This window comes from Aeromonas sp. FDAARGOS 1404 (assembly GCF_019047085.1).
GTDB lineage: Bacteria > Pseudomonadota > Gammaproteobacteria > Enterobacterales > Aeromonadaceae > Aeromonas > Aeromonas veronii.
On sequence record NZ_CP077237.1, the window covers coordinates 2405159 to 2420000 of the forward strand.

14 protein-coding genes (1 of these 14 only partly in view) are annotated in these 14842 nt (G+C 60.7%); 6 read left to right on the forward strand and 8 right to left on the reverse strand.

What is annotated here, in order from left to right:
* The first annotated feature begins 41 nt into the window (after positions 1-41).
* Complete coding sequence (locus tag I6L34_RS11165; RefSeq protein WP_058056794.1) at positions 42-614, forward strand: DNA-3-methyladenine glycosylase I; 573 nt, start codon at positions 42-44, stop codon at positions 612-614.
* A gap of 129 nt (positions 615-743) precedes the next feature.
* On the forward strand, positions 744-1400 hold the full coding sequence (locus I6L34_RS11170; protein WP_005339468.1) for an OmpA family lipoprotein: 657 nt from the start codon (positions 744-746) through the stop codon (positions 1398-1400).
* Positions 1401-1544: 144 nt separating this feature from the next.
* Here the strand turns inward: I6L34_RS11170 and I6L34_RS11175 are convergent, their stop codons facing one another.
* Entirely contained in the window at positions 1545-1892 is a 348-nt protein-coding gene (locus tag I6L34_RS11175) for a RidA family protein (RefSeq protein ID WP_005355943.1), read from the reverse strand.
* Positions 1893-1913: 21 nt separating this feature from the next.
* Positions 1914-2159: a sulfurtransferase TusA gene (gene tusA, locus I6L34_RS11180; protein ID WP_005342448.1), complete on the reverse strand. Its 246-nt coding sequence runs from the start codon at positions 2157-2159 to the stop codon at positions 1914-1916.
* 169 nt (positions 2160-2328) lie between these two features.
* Here tusA and I6L34_RS11185 point away from each other — a divergent pair, with 169 nt between their 5' ends.
* Positions 2329-2520 (forward strand): hypothetical protein, encoded by a 192-nt coding sequence (locus I6L34_RS11185; RefSeq protein WP_005339471.1) that lies wholly within the window; start codon positions 2329-2331, stop codon positions 2518-2520.
* 75 nt (positions 2521-2595) lie between these two features.
* On the opposite strand, the gene I6L34_RS11190 is transcribed toward I6L34_RS11185, so the two are convergent.
* From I6L34_RS11190 to I6L34_RS11215, 6 genes are all read right to left on the reverse strand, one after another.
* Positions 2596-3834: an ABC transporter substrate-binding protein gene (locus I6L34_RS11190; RefSeq protein ID WP_047434812.1), complete on the reverse strand. Its 1239-nt coding sequence runs from the start codon at positions 3832-3834 to the stop codon at positions 2596-2598.
* A 4-nt stretch (positions 3835-3838) separates the two neighbouring features.
* Positions 3839-5284 carry an ATP-binding protein gene (locus tag I6L34_RS11195; RefSeq protein WP_005357365.1) on the reverse strand — a complete coding sequence of 482 codons (1446 nt, stop codon included), beginning with the start codon at positions 5282-5284 and terminating at the stop codon, positions 3839-3841.
* On the reverse strand, positions 5281-6003 hold the full coding sequence (locus tag I6L34_RS11200) for a response regulator (RefSeq protein ID WP_005339475.1): 723 nt from the start codon (positions 6001-6003) through the stop codon (positions 5281-5283). The genes I6L34_RS11195 and I6L34_RS11200 overlap by 4 nt, the downstream gene beginning before the upstream one ends.
* A 278-nt stretch (positions 6004-6281) precedes the next feature.
* Positions 6282-7466 carry an acetyl-CoA C-acyltransferase FadA gene (gene fadA, locus I6L34_RS11205; RefSeq protein WP_201906638.1) on the reverse strand — a complete coding sequence of 395 codons (1185 nt, stop codon included), beginning with the start codon at positions 7464-7466 and terminating at the stop codon, positions 6282-6284.
* Positions 7467-9614, reverse strand: a complete 2148-nt coding sequence (gene fadB, locus I6L34_RS11210) for a fatty acid oxidation complex subunit alpha FadB (RefSeq protein WP_216954716.1) — start codon at positions 9612-9614, stop codon at positions 7467-7469.
* 204 nt (positions 9615-9818) lie between these two features.
* On the reverse strand, positions 9819-11756 hold the full coding sequence (locus tag I6L34_RS11215) for an acetoacetate--CoA ligase (protein WP_216954717.1): 1938 nt from the start codon (positions 11754-11756) through the stop codon (positions 9819-9821).
* Positions 11757-11947: 191 nt separating this feature from the next.
* Here I6L34_RS11215 and pepQ point away from each other — a divergent pair, with 191 nt between their 5' ends.
* The 3 genes in view from pepQ to I6L34_RS11230 are tightly spaced (at most 36 nt apart) and all read left to right on the forward strand, a layout consistent with a single transcriptional unit that may run on beyond the window.
* Complete coding sequence (pepQ, locus tag I6L34_RS11220; RefSeq protein WP_216954718.1) at positions 11948-13270, forward strand: Xaa-Pro dipeptidase; 1323 nt, start codon at positions 11948-11950, stop codon at positions 13268-13270.
* The gene (locus I6L34_RS11225; RefSeq protein ID WP_005355964.1) at positions 13270-13887 is read left to right on the forward strand and encodes a YigZ family protein; all 618 of its coding nucleotides are present in this window, start codon (positions 13270-13272) and stop codon (positions 13885-13887) included. The genes pepQ and I6L34_RS11225 overlap by 1 nt, the downstream gene beginning before the upstream one ends.
* A 36-nt stretch (positions 13888-13923) precedes the next feature.
* Positions 13924-14842 carry the 5' portion of a TrkH family potassium uptake protein gene (locus I6L34_RS11230; protein ID WP_058059614.1) on the forward strand. 539 nt of this gene lie beyond the right edge of the window, so 919 of the gene's 1458 nt are visible here — the first part of the coding sequence; its start codon is at positions 13924-13926; its stop codon lies beyond the right edge, outside the window.

A 14842-nucleotide genomic window follows, 5' to 3' on the forward strand; every position in this document is an offset into this window, starting at 1 on the left:
GGTAGGGTCGGGTACACCGCTGAAATAACGAGGGAGAGGAAATGGAACTGCGCTGCGCCTGGGTGACCAAAGACCCGGAATACATTGAATACCATGACAAACAGTGGGGCAGGCCGGTCTATGACGCCCGCGAGCTGTTTGCCAAGCTCTGCCTCGACGGTCAGCAGGCGGGGCTGTCGTGGATCACCATCCTCAAGCGCACCGAGAGCTATTACCGCGCCTATGCGGACTTTGATCCGGTGCAGATTGCCCGGTTCGACGAGCAGGATGTAGAGCGGTTGATGCAGGACAGCGGCATTATCCGCAACCGACTCAAGGTGCAGTCGATCATCAGAAATGCCCGTGCTTATCTGGCGTTGCAGGAGCAGGGGATCGACTTCGCCGACTACCTGTGGGGCTTTGTGGGCGGCGCCCCCATCGTCAACCAGCGGCAGGGCAATGGCGATATTCCGGCGATCTCGCCGGAGTCAGATGCCATGTCGAAAGCGCTCAAGAAGCTCGGCTTCAACTTCGTCGGCAGCACCATCTGTTACGCCTTTATGCAGGCGGTGGGGATGGTGAACGATCATCTGGTCAGCTGTCCTTGCCACGCCGAGTGTCAGTTACCGCGCTGACAACCCGCCGATTGCCCAAAAAAACACCACTCTCGCCATCTGTTCAGGCTTGCGTCAGACAATGGCGTGCCAGCGCGTTACAATCCGGCCCCCGGCATGGTGCCGGATTGTTTTCACAGAGGTTTTTTCATGCGAGCCAAGATCCTGGTGCCTGCTCTGGCACTGACCGTTGCCCTGAGCGGCTGTACCACCAACCCCTACACAGGTGAATCCCAGACCTCCAAAGGTGCCTGGGGCGCGCTGGCTGGCGCCGCTGCCGGTGCGGCCGTAGGTGCGCTCTCCTCCAGCAAGGGTGACCGCAAGAAGGGCATCCTGACCGGCGTTGCTGCCGGCGCGGCGCTGGGTGGCGGTATCGGCTACTACATGGACGTGCAGGAAGCCAAGCTGCGCGAGAAGCTGCAGGGCACCGGCGTCAGCGTGACCCGCAATGGCAATGAGCTGATCCTCAACATGCCGAACAACGTCACCTTTGACAGCTCCAGCTCCCAGCTGAAAGCGGCCGGTGCCAACACCCTCTCCGGCGTGGCCATGGTGGTTGCCGAGTTCGACAAGACCCGCCTGAACGTGGTCGGTCACACCGACAGTACCGGTTCCCGCGATCTGAACATGAAGCTCTCCCGCGATCGTGCCGATGCCGTTGCCGCCCAGCTGATTGGTCAGGGCGTAGCAGGTAGCCGCATCTCCACCACCGGCGTGGGCCCGGATCAGCCGGTTGCTACCAACAGCACCGCCGCTGGCAAAGCCCAGAACCGCCGCGTGACCATTACCCTGACCCCGACCGCCTAAGTCGTTCAGGTCTCGGTAACGAAAAGGCCCCGCCAGTAATGGCGGGGCCTTTCTATTGGCGCCGTGGCGAGCAATGACGCCTTGTTGTTTGCTCCCTTCTCCCCTCGTGGGAGAAGGGGCGGGGATGAGGGGGATAAGCGCCTCTTAGACAGCCGCTGTCAGCTGCACTTCGACCTTATAGCCTTCGTGGGCGAGGCGGGCCTGTACGCAGGCGCGGACCGGTGCGGTGCCTGCCGGGATCCAGGCATCCCACTGCTCGTTGAAGGCGGCGATGTCCTGAATGTCTTTGAGATAGATGTTGGCCATCAGAATTTTGTCTACGCCGGAGCCGTTGGCTTCCAGCAGGCGCTGCAGGCTTGCCAGCACTTCGCGGGTCTGCTGGTGGATGTCGGCCTCTTCGCTGACGGGCACTTCCACCACGTAGAGGGTGCCATTGTGGATGACCACGTCTGACCAACGCTGGGTGGTGCCGATTCGGGTAATGGTTGTCATGGAGTGCTCCGGTACGGGGGCTTATTGACCCTTGCGGATCAGATAGCGGTAGGGGGCCTGCTCTGTCTCGCTGGCGACCAGGGTGTGATCCATAAAGCGGCAGAAACTGGGGATGTCGCGGGTGGTTGAAGGATCGTCGGCGCTGACCAGCAGGGTCTCGCCATCCGCCATCAGCCGCACTTTCTTGCGAACCATCATAACGGGTTCCGGGCAACGAAGCCCGATTGCGTCCAACTCGTGGGTCGCATCGCAGAATAAATCACTCATCTATTATCAACCTTCAACCTATTCGGCTGCCAATGATACTCAGGGCTAAAAAATAATCAAACAAACGCCCCATCAACCAGCATATGTAACCGAAATGTTATTCGGCCCTATCCAGCTTGCGCCGGACGAGTAATATAAAAATTGAACCATATTCAACAAGGAGGTGAATATGCAGGTCTCCTACGGCAGATTACAGGCCTATGCAGGCATGGGGTTCTTGTCCTTCGCCATGATAGTGATGGGCAGCCCGATCGGGAATACCGGTACCTGGTTCGGCTCTATGGTGATGGTCGGGTTGGGGCTCTGGATCGAGCTCAGCGATTACTATGACGAGGATGAGGACGAGAACGATCAATCCTGAATCGGATGACGATTCAACAACAAAGGCGGAGCAATTCCGCCTTTGTCATTTCTGCCGTTTGGCAATGTGCCCGGATCAGCGGGTCGAGCGCATCGCCCGCTCCAGATGCAGCGCCGTCTGCTCCGGGTTGGCCTTGGGGTCGTTGAAGAAGTTGCTCAGCACATCGAGGATCGCCTGCCGCATATTGGTCGGCGTCGCCATCCCTTCCGCCATGCTGGGCAGCAGGTTGTCCTGCTTTTCCGCCAGCAGGAAATCCTGATAGGAGCGTACGGCGCAGCGGTCGAACTTGCTCATGTCGGGATTGGTCAGCGCCGGGATCGACCCCTTCACCCGATTGAACTCCTCCTGAAATTGCGGCGTCATCAGCAGTTGGGCCAGATCGCCCTGCGCCTGAAGCTGGGCCGGATCCCGCTGTTTGAACATGGCGATGGAGTCGAGGTTGTAGCTGAACAGTCCGGCGCTGCCCGGGCTCGGCAGGCAGGCGATATCCTCACCCGGCCGGTAGTTGCCCGCGCTCAGCTCCCCTTTCACCCAGTCGCCCATCACCTGCATGGCGGCGCCACCGCTCTCCAGCAGATTGGTGGCCTGATGCCACTTCAGACCGGCGTATTTTTGCGGCACATAGGCACGCAGCTGCTGGAAACGGGTCAACACCCGCACCATGTCGGGGCCGGTCAGGGTGGCGCTGTCCTGCTCGAGGAACGCCTTGCGATAGAATTCTTTACCCCCCTCACCGAGCGCCACCGTTTCAAACAGTACCGCCAGCTGCCAGGGCTCGTTGCCGATGGCGAGCGGGGTGATGCCCCGTTTTTTAAGCTGGTCGGCGACGGTGACAAACTGGGCCCAGTCGGTGGGTGGAGTCAGCTTGTTGCGCTCGAAGATCTTGCGGTTTAGCCACAGCCAGTTGACCCGGTGGATGCCGGTGGGCACCGCCATCAGGGCGCCATTCTGGCTGAGGGTGGCCCGTACCATGGGCGGCATCTGGCTGTACCAGCCGAGGTGTTCGGCCATGGGGGTGAGATCGCGCAGGAAGCCGAGCCCGGCCCACTCCTTGAGTTCATAGCCCTTGAGGTGAGCTGCTTCGGGCGGGTTGGCCGCCAGTGCCCGGCTCTTCAATACCGTCATGGCACTCTTGCCGCCGCCGCCCTGTACCGCGAAGTCGTTCCACTGGTTGCCCTGTTTGGTCCACTCGGATTTGAGCACTTCGACCGCTTTCGCTTCGCCGCCGGACGTCCACCAGTGCAGTACCTCCACCTGGGAGGCGGCAACGGGAGCAGAGAGCAGGGCGATGACAGAAAAAGACAACCACTTCATAAGGTTACTGCCTTGGTAGGGAGAGCGTGGCCTGCAGGCCACCTTGCGGACGGTTTTCCAGCACCAGATCGCCGCCGTGGGCGTGGGCAATGTTGCGGGCGATGCCAAGACCGAGGCCGGTGCCGGCCTGATCGGTGCTGAGCCGGTAATAGGGTTCGAAGATGCGCTCGAACTGATCGTCCGGCAGACCGGGGCCCTCATCCATGATGAAGAGGATCAGCATCTCCTCGTCATCCATGATGATGATGCGCACCTTCTGACCGTACTTGATGCCGTTGTCTACCAGATTGCCGATGCAGCGCTTGAGCGCCAGTAGCTTGCCGCGATAGGGCCACTTGCAGTGGCCTTCGATGGTCAGCCGCTCGTCGTGCAGGTTCATCGACTCCGCCATCTGCTCCAGCAGGGCGTTGATGTCGATCTCCTCGATATTCTCGTGAATGTCGGTCTCTTTGACCGTCTGCAGCGCCCCTTTCACCATCAGCTCCAGCTCGTCGAGATCCTTGTTGAACTTGGCGATCTGTACCTCGTCATCGAGCAGTTCGACCCGTAGCCGCAGCCGGGTGATGGGGGTCTTGAGGTCGTGGGAAATCGAGCTGAACAGCCGCTCTCTATCGTCGATATAGCGGCGGATCCGGTGCTGCATGATATTGAAGGCGCGGGTCGCCGCCACGATTTCCGACGCTCCTTCCTCCTTGAGCGAAGGCTGATCAATATCCTTGCCGAGATTCACCGCCGCCTTGGCGAGACGGCGCAGCGGCCGGGTCTGCCAGCGCACCAGCATAAAGGTGAAGAAGCAGAGGAACACCGTCATCAGGGCGATGAAGCGCACCTGGTTGCTTGGCATGACGGTGTCATCCAGCGTCATGTAGGGAGCGGGCAGCAGGGCCGCCAGATAGAGCCACTCCCCCTTTTCAATCTCGATCTGGGTCACCAGTACCGGTGGATTGAGCGGTTCCAGCGACAGGGTGTAGCGGGCCCAGGAGGAGGGGAGATCCGCCAGCAAGGTGTCGTTGTTGAAGACGTGGAGGTCATCGGGTCGGGAGAAGTCCACCTTGATCGCCATGGCGTCGGAGAGCTTGCGGGTCAGCACTCCCTGAACTTCCTCCAGCACCTGCGTCTTGCGTTCGCTGTCGGGGATGGCGTTGATGTGGATCTCTTCCTCGTTGAGCGAGACGAAGAAGCGGCTGCCCCCCATGTTGCGCAGCTGGTCCAGCGCGATATGGCGGTACTGCAGCGGCAGGGATTTGAAGAAGTTGACGGTGGAGGCGGCAGACATGGCGAGGTTGCGGGTGGTGCTGAGCATCCCCTCCAGTTCCCGCTTCTGGATCTGCTGCATCCAGATGCCGGTCAGAATGGTCTGGGAGAGCAGGATGGCCAGCAACAGCAGCAGGATCATCCGTGACAACAGGGAGCGGGGCACCAGCGCCCCCCAGGACCACTTGTTGCTCATGGCAGCTCGTGCACCTCGGCAATCAGCATGTAGCCACTGCCGCGAATGGTCTTGATGATGCGCGGGCTCTTGCCGTTGTCGCCCAGCTTCTGGCGCAGACGGCTGATCTGTACGTCGATGCCGCGCTCCATCGGCAGACTTTCGCGGCCGCGGGTGGCATCCGAGATGGTGTCCCGATCCAGCACCACGCCGGGCTGTTGCAGGAACATGCCGAGCAGCATGGCATCGCTGCCGGAGAGATCCAGCAGGCTGCCATCGTCATGGGTCAGCTGGTGGCTCAGGGTGTCGAGGGTCCACTCGGCAAAACGCAGGCGGCGGCTCGGCTCTTTCTCTTTTTCCGGCTGGCGGAATTCGGCGCGGCGCAGCAGTGCCTTGATGCGGGCCTGCAGTTCACGGGGGCTGAACGGCTTGGCGATATAGTCATCGGCGCCGAGTTCCAGGCCGATCACCCGATCCGCTTCGTCGGAGGCGGCGGTCAGCATGATGATGGGCACCTGGGAGTCACGACGGATCTGCTGGCAGAGGGTAAAACCGTCCTCGCCGGGCATCATGATGTCCAGAATAATCAGGTCCGGGCTGTGCTGGGCGAGTTGCTGACGCATCTCGTTGCCCTCCGCCGCCGTCAATACCTGAAAGCCCGCCCGGGTCAGGTACTCATTGAGCAGCTCGCGGATCTCTTGGTCGTCATCGACGATCAGCAGTTGTTTGCTCATTGACATATGTATGTGCATCCACCCATTTTTTTGTGCAGATTGAACCTGTCGGGGGAGTAAAAAGCAAGCAAGCCCCCTATCTAATGTGAGGTTTAAGGCAATAACAGCCTATTGATAAGATTAAAACGAAAAAAGGCCGACCCAAACGGGACGGCCAACAGACAGCTTCTGACCACTGACGAGCACCCCGTGTGGCGATCGTCACAGACTTGAAAAGGGGCCAGTCAGACTGGCCCCGAAAAGGGACAACTCTCAGTAGTGCATCCCGTCGATCCGGCTGGTTATCACACCCGTTCAAACACGGTGGCGATGCCCTGGCCCAGACCGATACACATGGTGGCAACCCCCAGGGTGGCATCCTTCTCCTCCATCAGATTGATGAGGGTGGTGGAGATGCGGGCGCCGGAGCAGCCAAGCGGGTGACCCAGCGCAATGGCGCCGCCGTTCAGGTTCACCTTCTCGTCCACCTGATCCTGCAGACCCAGATCCTTCACGCAGGGCAGGGACTGGGCGGCAAATGCCTCGTTCAGCTCGAACAGGTCGATATCACCGACAGTCAGACCGGCACGCTTGAGCGCCTTCTGGGTGGCCGGCACCGGGCCGTAACCCATGATGGCGGCGTCACAGCCGGCGATGGCCATGGCACGTACCTTGGCGCGCGGCGTGAGGCCGAGTGCCTTGGCGCGATCCGCGCTCATCACCAGCATGGCGGCGGCGCCATCGGACAGCGCCGAGGAGCTGCCGGCGGTGACGGTGCCGTTGACCGGGTCAAACACCGGGCGCAGCTGGCTCAGGGTTTCGACCGTGGTCTCCGGGCGAATCACCTCGTCATAGTCGTAGAAGAAGCGGGCGCCGCTGGCGTCGTGGCCTTCCAGCCCGACGATCTCCTTGGCAAAACGCCCTTCCACGGTTGCTGCGTGAGCGCGGCGATGGGAGCGGGCGGCAAACTCGTCCTGCTGCTGGCGGCTGATGCCGTGCAGCTTGCCGAGCATCTCGGCGGTCAGCCCCATCATGCCGGAGGCTTTCGCCACCGACTTGGCCATGCCGGGATGGAAGTCAACGCCGTGGCTCATCGGCACGTGACCCATATGCTCGACGCCGCCGATGATGAAGATATCCCCATCACCTACCTGAATGGCGCGGGAGGCGTCGTGCAGCGCCTGCATGGAGGAGCCACACAGGCGGTTGACGGTAACCGCCCCTACCTGCTTCGGAATGCCGGCCAGCAGCGCGGCGTTGCGGGCGATGTTGAAGCCCTGCTCCAGGGTCTGCTGTACGCAGCCCCAGTAGATATCCTCGATCTCGTTCGGGTCGAGGTTGGGGTTGCGCAGCAGGATGGATTTCATCAGGTGCGCGGACAGATCTTCTGCACGCACGTTGCGGAAGGCGCCGCCCTTGGACCGGCCCATCGGGGTCCGGATACAGTCGACAATGACTACGTCTTTCATGAATGGATCTCCTTTCCGCAATCAGTAGAAGGTTTTGCCCTGGGCGGCAATCTCGCGTAAGCGGTCGCTGACGCGGTAGAGCGGGCCCAAGTCGGCATACTGGTCGGCCATGGCCACGTAGCGATCCAGACCGATAGTGTCCAGATAGCGGAACACGCCGCCGCGGAAGGGAGGGAAGCCCAGACCGTAGACCAGTGCGATGTCGGCTTCGGCTGGCGTGGCGACTATGCCCTCTTCCAGACAGAGCACCACCTCGTTGATCATCGGGATCATCATGCGAGCGATGATGGCGTCCTTGTCGAAATCCTGTTTCGGCTTGGCAATGGGGGCCAGCAGCTCGTAGCTGGCGGCGTCGGCCACCTTCTTCGGCTTGCCCTTCTTGTCCTGCTCGTAGGCGTAGAAGCCCTTGCCGTTCTTCTGACCGAAGCGGTTCACTTCGTACATAACGTCGATGGCGGTACGGCCTTCCTTGCTCATGCGTGCCGGGAAGCCCTGCGCCATCACGTCACCGGCATGGTGACCGGTGTCGATGCCAACCACGTCCAGCAGGTAGGCGGGGCCCATGGGCCAGCCGAACTCCTTCTCCATCACCTTGTCGACGGCCGCGAAGTCAGCACCATCGGCGACCAGCTTGTTGAAGCCGAAGAAGTAGGGGAACAACACCCGGTTGACGAAGAAGCCCGGGCAATCGTTGACCACCACAGGGGACTTGCCCATGGCGGCGGCATAGGCCACCACGCGGTTGATGGTTTCATCGGAGGTTTGCTCGCCGCGGATGATCTCCACCAGTGGCATGCGGTGCACCGGGTTGAAGAAGTGCATGCCGCAGAAGTTCTGCGGGCGCTTCAGCCCCTTGGCCAGCAGGGAGATGGGGATGGTGGAGGTGTTGCTGGCGAGCACGGCGTCTTCGCCAATGATCCCTTCCACTTCGCCCAGTACGGCGGCTTTCACCTTGGGATTCTCGACCACGGCTTCGACCACGACGTCCACATGCTTGACGTTGTCATAGCTGAGGGTCGGAGTGATGGCTGAGAGCACCTGGCCCATCTTGATGCCATCGATGCGGCCCTTTTCGAGCTGGCCGTTGAGCAGCTTGGTGGCTTCGCCCATGCCAAGTGCCAGCGCCTTCTCGTTGATATCCTTCATCACCGCCGGAATGCCCTTGCTGGCAGACTGGTAGGCGATGCCGCCCCCCATGATGCCGGCACCCAGTACGGCGGCGTGGCCAGTGGCCTTGCTTGCCTGCTTGGCCGCCTTCTTGGCCAGCGCCTTGATGTGCTGATCATTCAGGAAGATACCGACCAGCGCCTTGGCCACGTCGGTTTTGGCCAGCTTGATGAAGCCCTGTGCTTCAACAACCAGCGCTTCGTCACGGCCCATACCTGCGGCGGCCTCGACGGTTTTCACCGCCGTCATCGGTGCCGGATAGTGTTTGCCCGCCACGGCGGCAACCATGCCGGCGGCGGTGGTGAAGCTCATCATGGCTTCCAGTTTGGAGAGGCGCAGCGGCGCTTTTTTGGCGGTGCGACGGCTCTGCCAGTCCAGTTTGCCCGCGATGGCGTCCTTGATCATCTGCAGTGCAGCGCTCTGCAGTGCCTCTGGCGCAACCACGGCGTCGATGGCTCCCAGCTTGAGGGCGTCATCGGCACGGTAATCCTTGCCGGTGGTGATCCACTCGAGCGCGTTGTCGGCGCCGATCACTCGCGGCAGACGGACGGTGCCGCCAAAGCCCGGCATGATGCCGAGTTTGGTCTCGGGCAGGCCAATCTTGGCGCTGGTGTCGGCCAGACGGAAGTCAGTGGAGAGGATGGTCTCGCAGCCGCCGCCCAGAGCGTGACCCTTGATGGCAGAGAGGGTCGGAACCGGCAGATCTTCGATGGCATTGAAGATGTCGTTGGCCTTTTTCAGCCAGCCGAGCAGATCTTCTTGCGGCAGATCGAACAGTTCCAGGAATTCGGTAATGTCGGCACCGACGATAAAGGCGTCTTTGCCGGAGGTGAGGATCAGACCTTTTAGTTCACGTTCTTGTTGTAATGCGGCGATCGCTTCGCTCAGGGAGAGCAGGGTAGCGCGATCCAGCTTGTTGACTGAACCCGGGGCATCAAACCTCAGCTCGGCGATGCCGTTTTCGAGGTAGCTGACCGACAGGGTTTCGCCTTGGTAGATCATGAGAGTGTCTCCTTGTTCCCACTCAGTGGGGAGTGGTGCTCCTTTATCCCCAGCAGGGGGCGAGGCTCACTATTGATCCAAAAGGAGACATTTTCAACACCTATTTAAAACATTTGTTTAACAGTTCTCGAGTAAAAGCTCCTCATCACAAAACGGGCAAAAGAGAGGCGCCTTGCGGCGCCTCGGATGAATATGAGTTTGTTATCAACTGGCCAGTTCCGGCCGGTTGCGATACTGGTTCAGTACCTCGGGATCGGCGAGGGCATGTGTATTGTTGACCGGCCTGTTGTGCACCACCTCCCGCACCGCCAGTTCGACGATCTTGCCGGACTTGGTGCGGGGGATGGCATCCACCTGCAGGATGCGGGCGGGCACGTGGCGGGCGGTGCAGTGTTGCTTTATTTGCTGGCGGATCCGCTCGCGCAGCGGCTCATCCAGCTTGCAGCCCGCCTTGAGCTTGACGAACAGCACCACCCGCTCGTCCTGCTGCCACTGCTGGCCGATGACGATGCTCTCCTCCACCTCGTCGAGCTGTTCGACGTAGCGGTAGATCTCGCTGGTGCCGATGCGCACGCCGCCCGGGTTGAGGGTGGCGTCGGAGCGGCCGTAGAACAGAATGCCGCCAGTCGGGGTCAGCTCGATCCAGTCGCCGTGGCACCAGATGTTGTCGAACCGTTCGAAGTAGGCGGCATGGTACTTGTCGCCATTCTCGTCACCCCAGAAGTAGATGGGCTGGGCCGGGAACGGCTTGGTACAGACCAGTTCGCCCTTCTCCCCCTGCACCGGCTGGCCCGCTTCGTTGAACACCTGCACCGCGAGACCGAGGCCACGCCCCTGGCTCTCGCCGCGATAGACGGGGCTGAGCGGGTTGCCAATGACGAAGCAGGAGCAGATGTCGGTGCCGCCTGAGATGGAGCTGAGCTGCACATCCTGCTTTATCTGCTGGTAGACGTAGTCGAATCCTTCCGGCGACAGCACAGAGCCGGTGCTGCAGATCAGCCGCAAGTGCGGCAAATCGTGGGTCTTGATAGGGGCATAGCCTTGTTTGTGCAACGCATCGAGATACTTGGCCGAAGTGCCGAACAAGCTGACCTGCTCATCGCGGGCGAGATCCCACAGCACGTTGCCGTCCGGGTAAAATGGCGAGCCATCGTAGAGCACCAGAGTTGCGCCGGAGGCGAGGGCGCTCACCAGCCAGTTCCACATCATCCAGCCGCAGGTGGTGAAGTAGAAGATCCGCTCCCCCGGTTTGATGTCGCAGTGCAGCTGGTGTTCTTTCAGGTGTTGCAGCAGGGTGCCGCCGATGCCGTGCACGATGCACTTGGGTTTGCCGGTGGTGCCGGAGGAGTAGAGGATGTAGAGCGGGTCGTTGAAAGCCATGGGCTCGAACTGGAGGCTGGCGTCCGACTGGCTCGCCAGCACTTGCTGCCAGTCATGACCAAGCTGCAGCGGGTTGCCGAGCAGGGGGATCATCACCGTCTGCTCTATGCTGCCGATCTGGCTCACCACGCTGGCGACCTTCTGTTGAATGTCGATAGCTTTGCCGTTGTAGCGATAGCCATCCACCGCAAACAGCACTCGCGGCCGGGTCTGGCCGAAGCGCTCTACCACGCTGGCCTCGCCAAAGTCGGGGCTGGTGGAGGTCCAGATCGCCCCGATGCTGGTGGTTGCCAGCATGGCAACCACGGTTTCCGGAATATTGGGCAGGTAGGCGGCGACCACATCGCCACGACCAATCCCCTGATGACGCAGCCACTGAGCCAGCCGGGCAACCTGATCACTCAGTTCACCCCAGCTCAGGGTGCGGCTTGGGCTACCTTCGATGCGGGAGATGATAGCCGGGCTCTCGTCCTGACGGCGCAGCAGGTTTTCGGCGAAGTTGAGGCAGCTATCGGGGAACCAGCGGGTGCGCTGCATATCCTGACGGTTCTCCGCCACTATGTTGCCGAGCTCGCCCTTGACGCCGCAGTGCTGCCATACCAGCGGCCAGAAACGGGTGGTCTTCTCCACCGACCATTGATAAAGCTGCGGGTAGTTCTGCAACTGCAAGCCGTGGAAACGGTTCACCTCCGCCATAAAACGGTAGAGGTTGGATTGCTGCATCCCGAGCGGATCCGGTTGCCACAGGCAGAGGTTGTCCATGAGTAATCCCTGACTTCATGTATCTACCGGCAGTGTATTGAATTGTTTTTGATTTGTTAATGATTGGTTTTATGTTGATAACAAACACGTTTGTAACGTATGCGTTACCTCGCGAAGCGGCAGCTTGACGGGTCGAGCCGCCAAGCGCTTGATGTTATGCTGCAATCACATTCACCTCGGAGCAGGACGCCATGAGCAGCTACAGCCAACTTTTTGCCCAGCACCTCGATACCTTGCAGCAGCGCACCCGCGACATTCTGCAACAACAGGGGCTCAGCGGACTGGCCATCCACTCCGGCCAGACTCACCGCATCTTCCTCGATGATCAGGATTACCCGTTCAAGGTAAACCCACACTTCAAAGCCTGGTTGCCGGTGCTGGACAATTCCCACTGCTGGTTGCTGGTGGACGGGGTGAACAAACCAATCCTGCTGTTCTACCGCCCGGTGGATTTCTGGCACAAGGTGGCGGATCTGCCCAATGCCTTCTGGGTCGAGTTCTTCGATATTCGTTTCCTGACCCGGCCGGAACAGGTGGCCGACCATCTACCTGCCAACAAGCAGGAGTGGGCCTATCTGGGGAGCCATCTGGAAGTGGCCGAGCTGCTGGGGCTGACCCAGCCCAATCCGGAGGCGGTGCTCAACTACCTGCACTATCACCGCGCCTACAAGACCCCCTACGAGCTGGAGTGTCTGCGCGAGGCGAACCGGATTGGGGTGCGCGGCCATATCGCCGCCAAGGACTCCTTTATGGCGGGGGCGAGCGAGTTCGAGATTAATCTGGCCTACATGAAGGCGGTCGGGCAGGGAGCCAATGAGGCGCCCTACGGCAATATCGTCGCCATCAACCGCAATGCGGCCATCCTTCACTACACCCATTTGTCCGCCTTGCGGGTGCCGGATGCGGAGCGCCACTCCTTCCTGATCGATGCCGGCGTCGATTTTCATGGTTATGCCTCCGACATCACCCGCACCTGGGCGTGGCGGCGTGGCGAGTTTGCCGATCTGATTGCTGCCCTCGACGAGCAGCAGCATGAGATCATCAAGGAGATCAAGCCGGGTCGCCGCTACAGCGAGCTGCACCTGCAGATGCACCACAAGCTGGCGCGCCTGCTGCAAGCGACCGAGTTGGTGGATATGTCGGTGGACGAGATGATCAACACCGGAGTGACCAACGTCTTCTTCCCTCACGGCCTCGGCCATTTCCTCGGTTTACAGGTACACGATGCGGGTGGTTTCATGCAGGATGAGCGCGGAACCCACTTGGCGGCGCCCGAGCTGTTTCCCTATCTGCGCTGCACCCGGGTGATGGAGGCGGGTCAGGTGTTCACCATCGAGCCGGGGCTCTACTTCATCGACAGTTTGCTGGAGCCGCTGCGTCAGGGCGAACAGGGCAAACGGGTCAACTGGAACAAGGTGGAGGCGCTGCGGCCGTTCGGCGGCATCCGCATCGAAGACAACGTGGTGCTGCACGCCAACGGGGTGGAGAACATGACCAGACAAGCAGGACTCTGATGGCGGCAGCGTACTCCATTCCAGCTGCCCCGCTGGAGTTGACCGAAGAGATAAAGAAGAGCCGCTTCATTACCCTGATCGCCCACACCCCGACCGTCGAGGCGGCCAAGGGGTGGGTCAACGAGATCAAGCGCCAACATCCGACCGCTCGCCACCACTGCTGGGCGTTTGTGGCGGGTGCGCCGCAAGATAGCCAAGTCTATGGCTTCAGCGATGATGGCGAACCGTCCGGTACGGCGGGCAAGCCGATCCTGGCCCAACTGATGGGGTCGGGGATCGGTGAAATCTGCGCCGTGGTAGTGCGTTACTACGGCGGCATCCAGCTTGGTACCGGTGGGCTGGTCAAAGCTTATGGAGGCGGTGTCGGTGCCGCCCTCAAGCAGTTGCCCACCCTGCTCAAGGTGCCGCGCACTCCCTCTCTCATTCACTGCGATTACGGTGACATGGGGACGGTCGAGTCGCTGATCAGCAGCCATAATGGCGAATTGCTGGCGGCGGATTACGGTCAGCAGGTCACCTTGCAGGTGGCGTGGGAGTCCTCGGTTTGGGCTCAGGTGGACCGTGAATTGACCGACCGGACTCATGGGCGGGTATCCCTCAGTCCCTTAGATGGCTAGAATCCATCGCTCTTTAATTGGGGAAAGGGAGCTGTAATGCACATTCTGAGCATTATTCGCATTGTTGGCCTGCTGGTTGCGCTGTTCAGCTCGACCATGCTGTTGCCTGCACTGGTGGCCTTTGGCTATCGGGATGGTGGTGGTGCCGAGTTCGTCAGCTCTTTTCTGATCGCCCTGCTGCTCGGCGTGGTGCTCTGGTTTCCCAATCGTTACCACAAGAAGGAGATGCGCTCGAAAGAGGGCTTTCTGATTGTGGTGCTGTTCTGGACCGTGCTGGGCAGTGTGGGGGCTGTGCCCTTCATCATGAGCGATGTGCCGGACATGTCGGTCTCGGAGGCCTTCTTCGAATCTTTTTCCGGCCTGACCACCACAGGCGCAACGGTACTGACCGGGCTCGATAATCTGCCCAAGGCGTTTCTGTTCTATCGCCAGTTGCTGCAGTGGCTGGGGGGGATGGGGATCATCGTACTGGCGGTGGCCATTCTGCCACTGCTGGGTATCGGGGGCATGCAGCTCTATCGCGCCGAGATCCCGGGGCCAGTGAAGGATACCAAGGTGACGCCGCGCATCGCCGAAACGGCCAAGGCGCTCTGGTTCATCTATCTGCTGCTCACCGCACTCTGTGCGCTGGCCTACTGGCTCGCCGGAATGACGCTGTTCGATGCAGTGTGCCATTCGTTCTCGACGCTGTCGGTCGGTGGCTTCTCCACTCACGATGCCAGCATCGGTTTCTTCAACAGTCCGGTCATCAACCTGATTACCGTGGTGTTCCTGCTGCTGGCCAGCGTGAACTTTGCGCTCCACTTTACCGTCTTCTCTCACCGCCCGGTGCGGCTCGGTCGCTACCTTTACGATTCTGAACTCAAGGTGTTCCTGGCCATTCAGGCGACCCTGGTGATGATCTGCTTTGTCGCCTTGCTGACCCACGGACACTACGCCACCTGGCAAGAGGCGT

What these genes read in the sequence shown, in the direction of transcription:
- I6L34_RS11165 (WP_058056794.1), top strand. Translation starts at nt 42, where the DNA reads ATGGAACTGCGCTGCGCCTGGGTGACCAAAGACCCGGAATACATTGAA.
- I6L34_RS11170 (WP_005339468.1), top strand. Translation starts at nt 744, where the DNA reads ATGCGAGCCAAGATCCTGGTGCCTGCTCTGGCACTGACCGTTGCCCTG.
- I6L34_RS11175 (WP_005355943.1), bottom strand. Translation starts at nt 1,892, where the DNA reads ATGACAACCATTACCCGAATCGGCACCACCCAGCGTTGGTCAGACGTG.
- tusA (WP_005342448.1), bottom strand. Translation starts at nt 2,159, where the DNA reads ATGAGTGATTTATTCTGCGATGCGACCCACGAGTTGGACGCAATCGGG.
- I6L34_RS11185 (WP_005339471.1), top strand. Translation starts at nt 2,329, where the DNA reads ATGCAGGTCTCCTACGGCAGATTACAGGCCTATGCAGGCATGGGGTTC.
- I6L34_RS11190 (WP_047434812.1), bottom strand. Translation starts at nt 3,834, where the DNA reads ATGAAGTGGTTGTCTTTTTCTGTCATCGCCCTGCTCTCTGCTCCCGTT.
- I6L34_RS11195 (WP_005357365.1), bottom strand. Translation starts at nt 5,284, where the DNA reads ATGAGCAACAAGTGGTCCTGGGGGGCGCTGGTGCCCCGCTCCCTGTTG.
- I6L34_RS11200 (WP_005339475.1), bottom strand. Translation starts at nt 6,003, where the DNA reads ATGTCAATGAGCAAACAACTGCTGATCGTCGATGACGACCAAGAGATC.
- fadB (WP_216954716.1), bottom strand. Translation starts at nt 9,614, where the DNA reads ATGATCTACCAAGGCGAAACCCTGTCGGTCAGCTACCTCGAAAACGGC.
- I6L34_RS11215 (WP_216954717.1), bottom strand. Translation starts at nt 11,756, where the DNA reads ATGGACAACCTCTGCCTGTGGCAACCGGATCCGCTCGGGATGCAGCAA.
- pepQ (WP_216954718.1), top strand. Translation starts at nt 11,948, where the DNA reads ATGAGCAGCTACAGCCAACTTTTTGCCCAGCACCTCGATACCTTGCAG.
- I6L34_RS11225 (WP_005355964.1), top strand. Translation starts at nt 13,270, where the DNA reads ATGGCGGCAGCGTACTCCATTCCAGCTGCCCCGCTGGAGTTGACCGAA.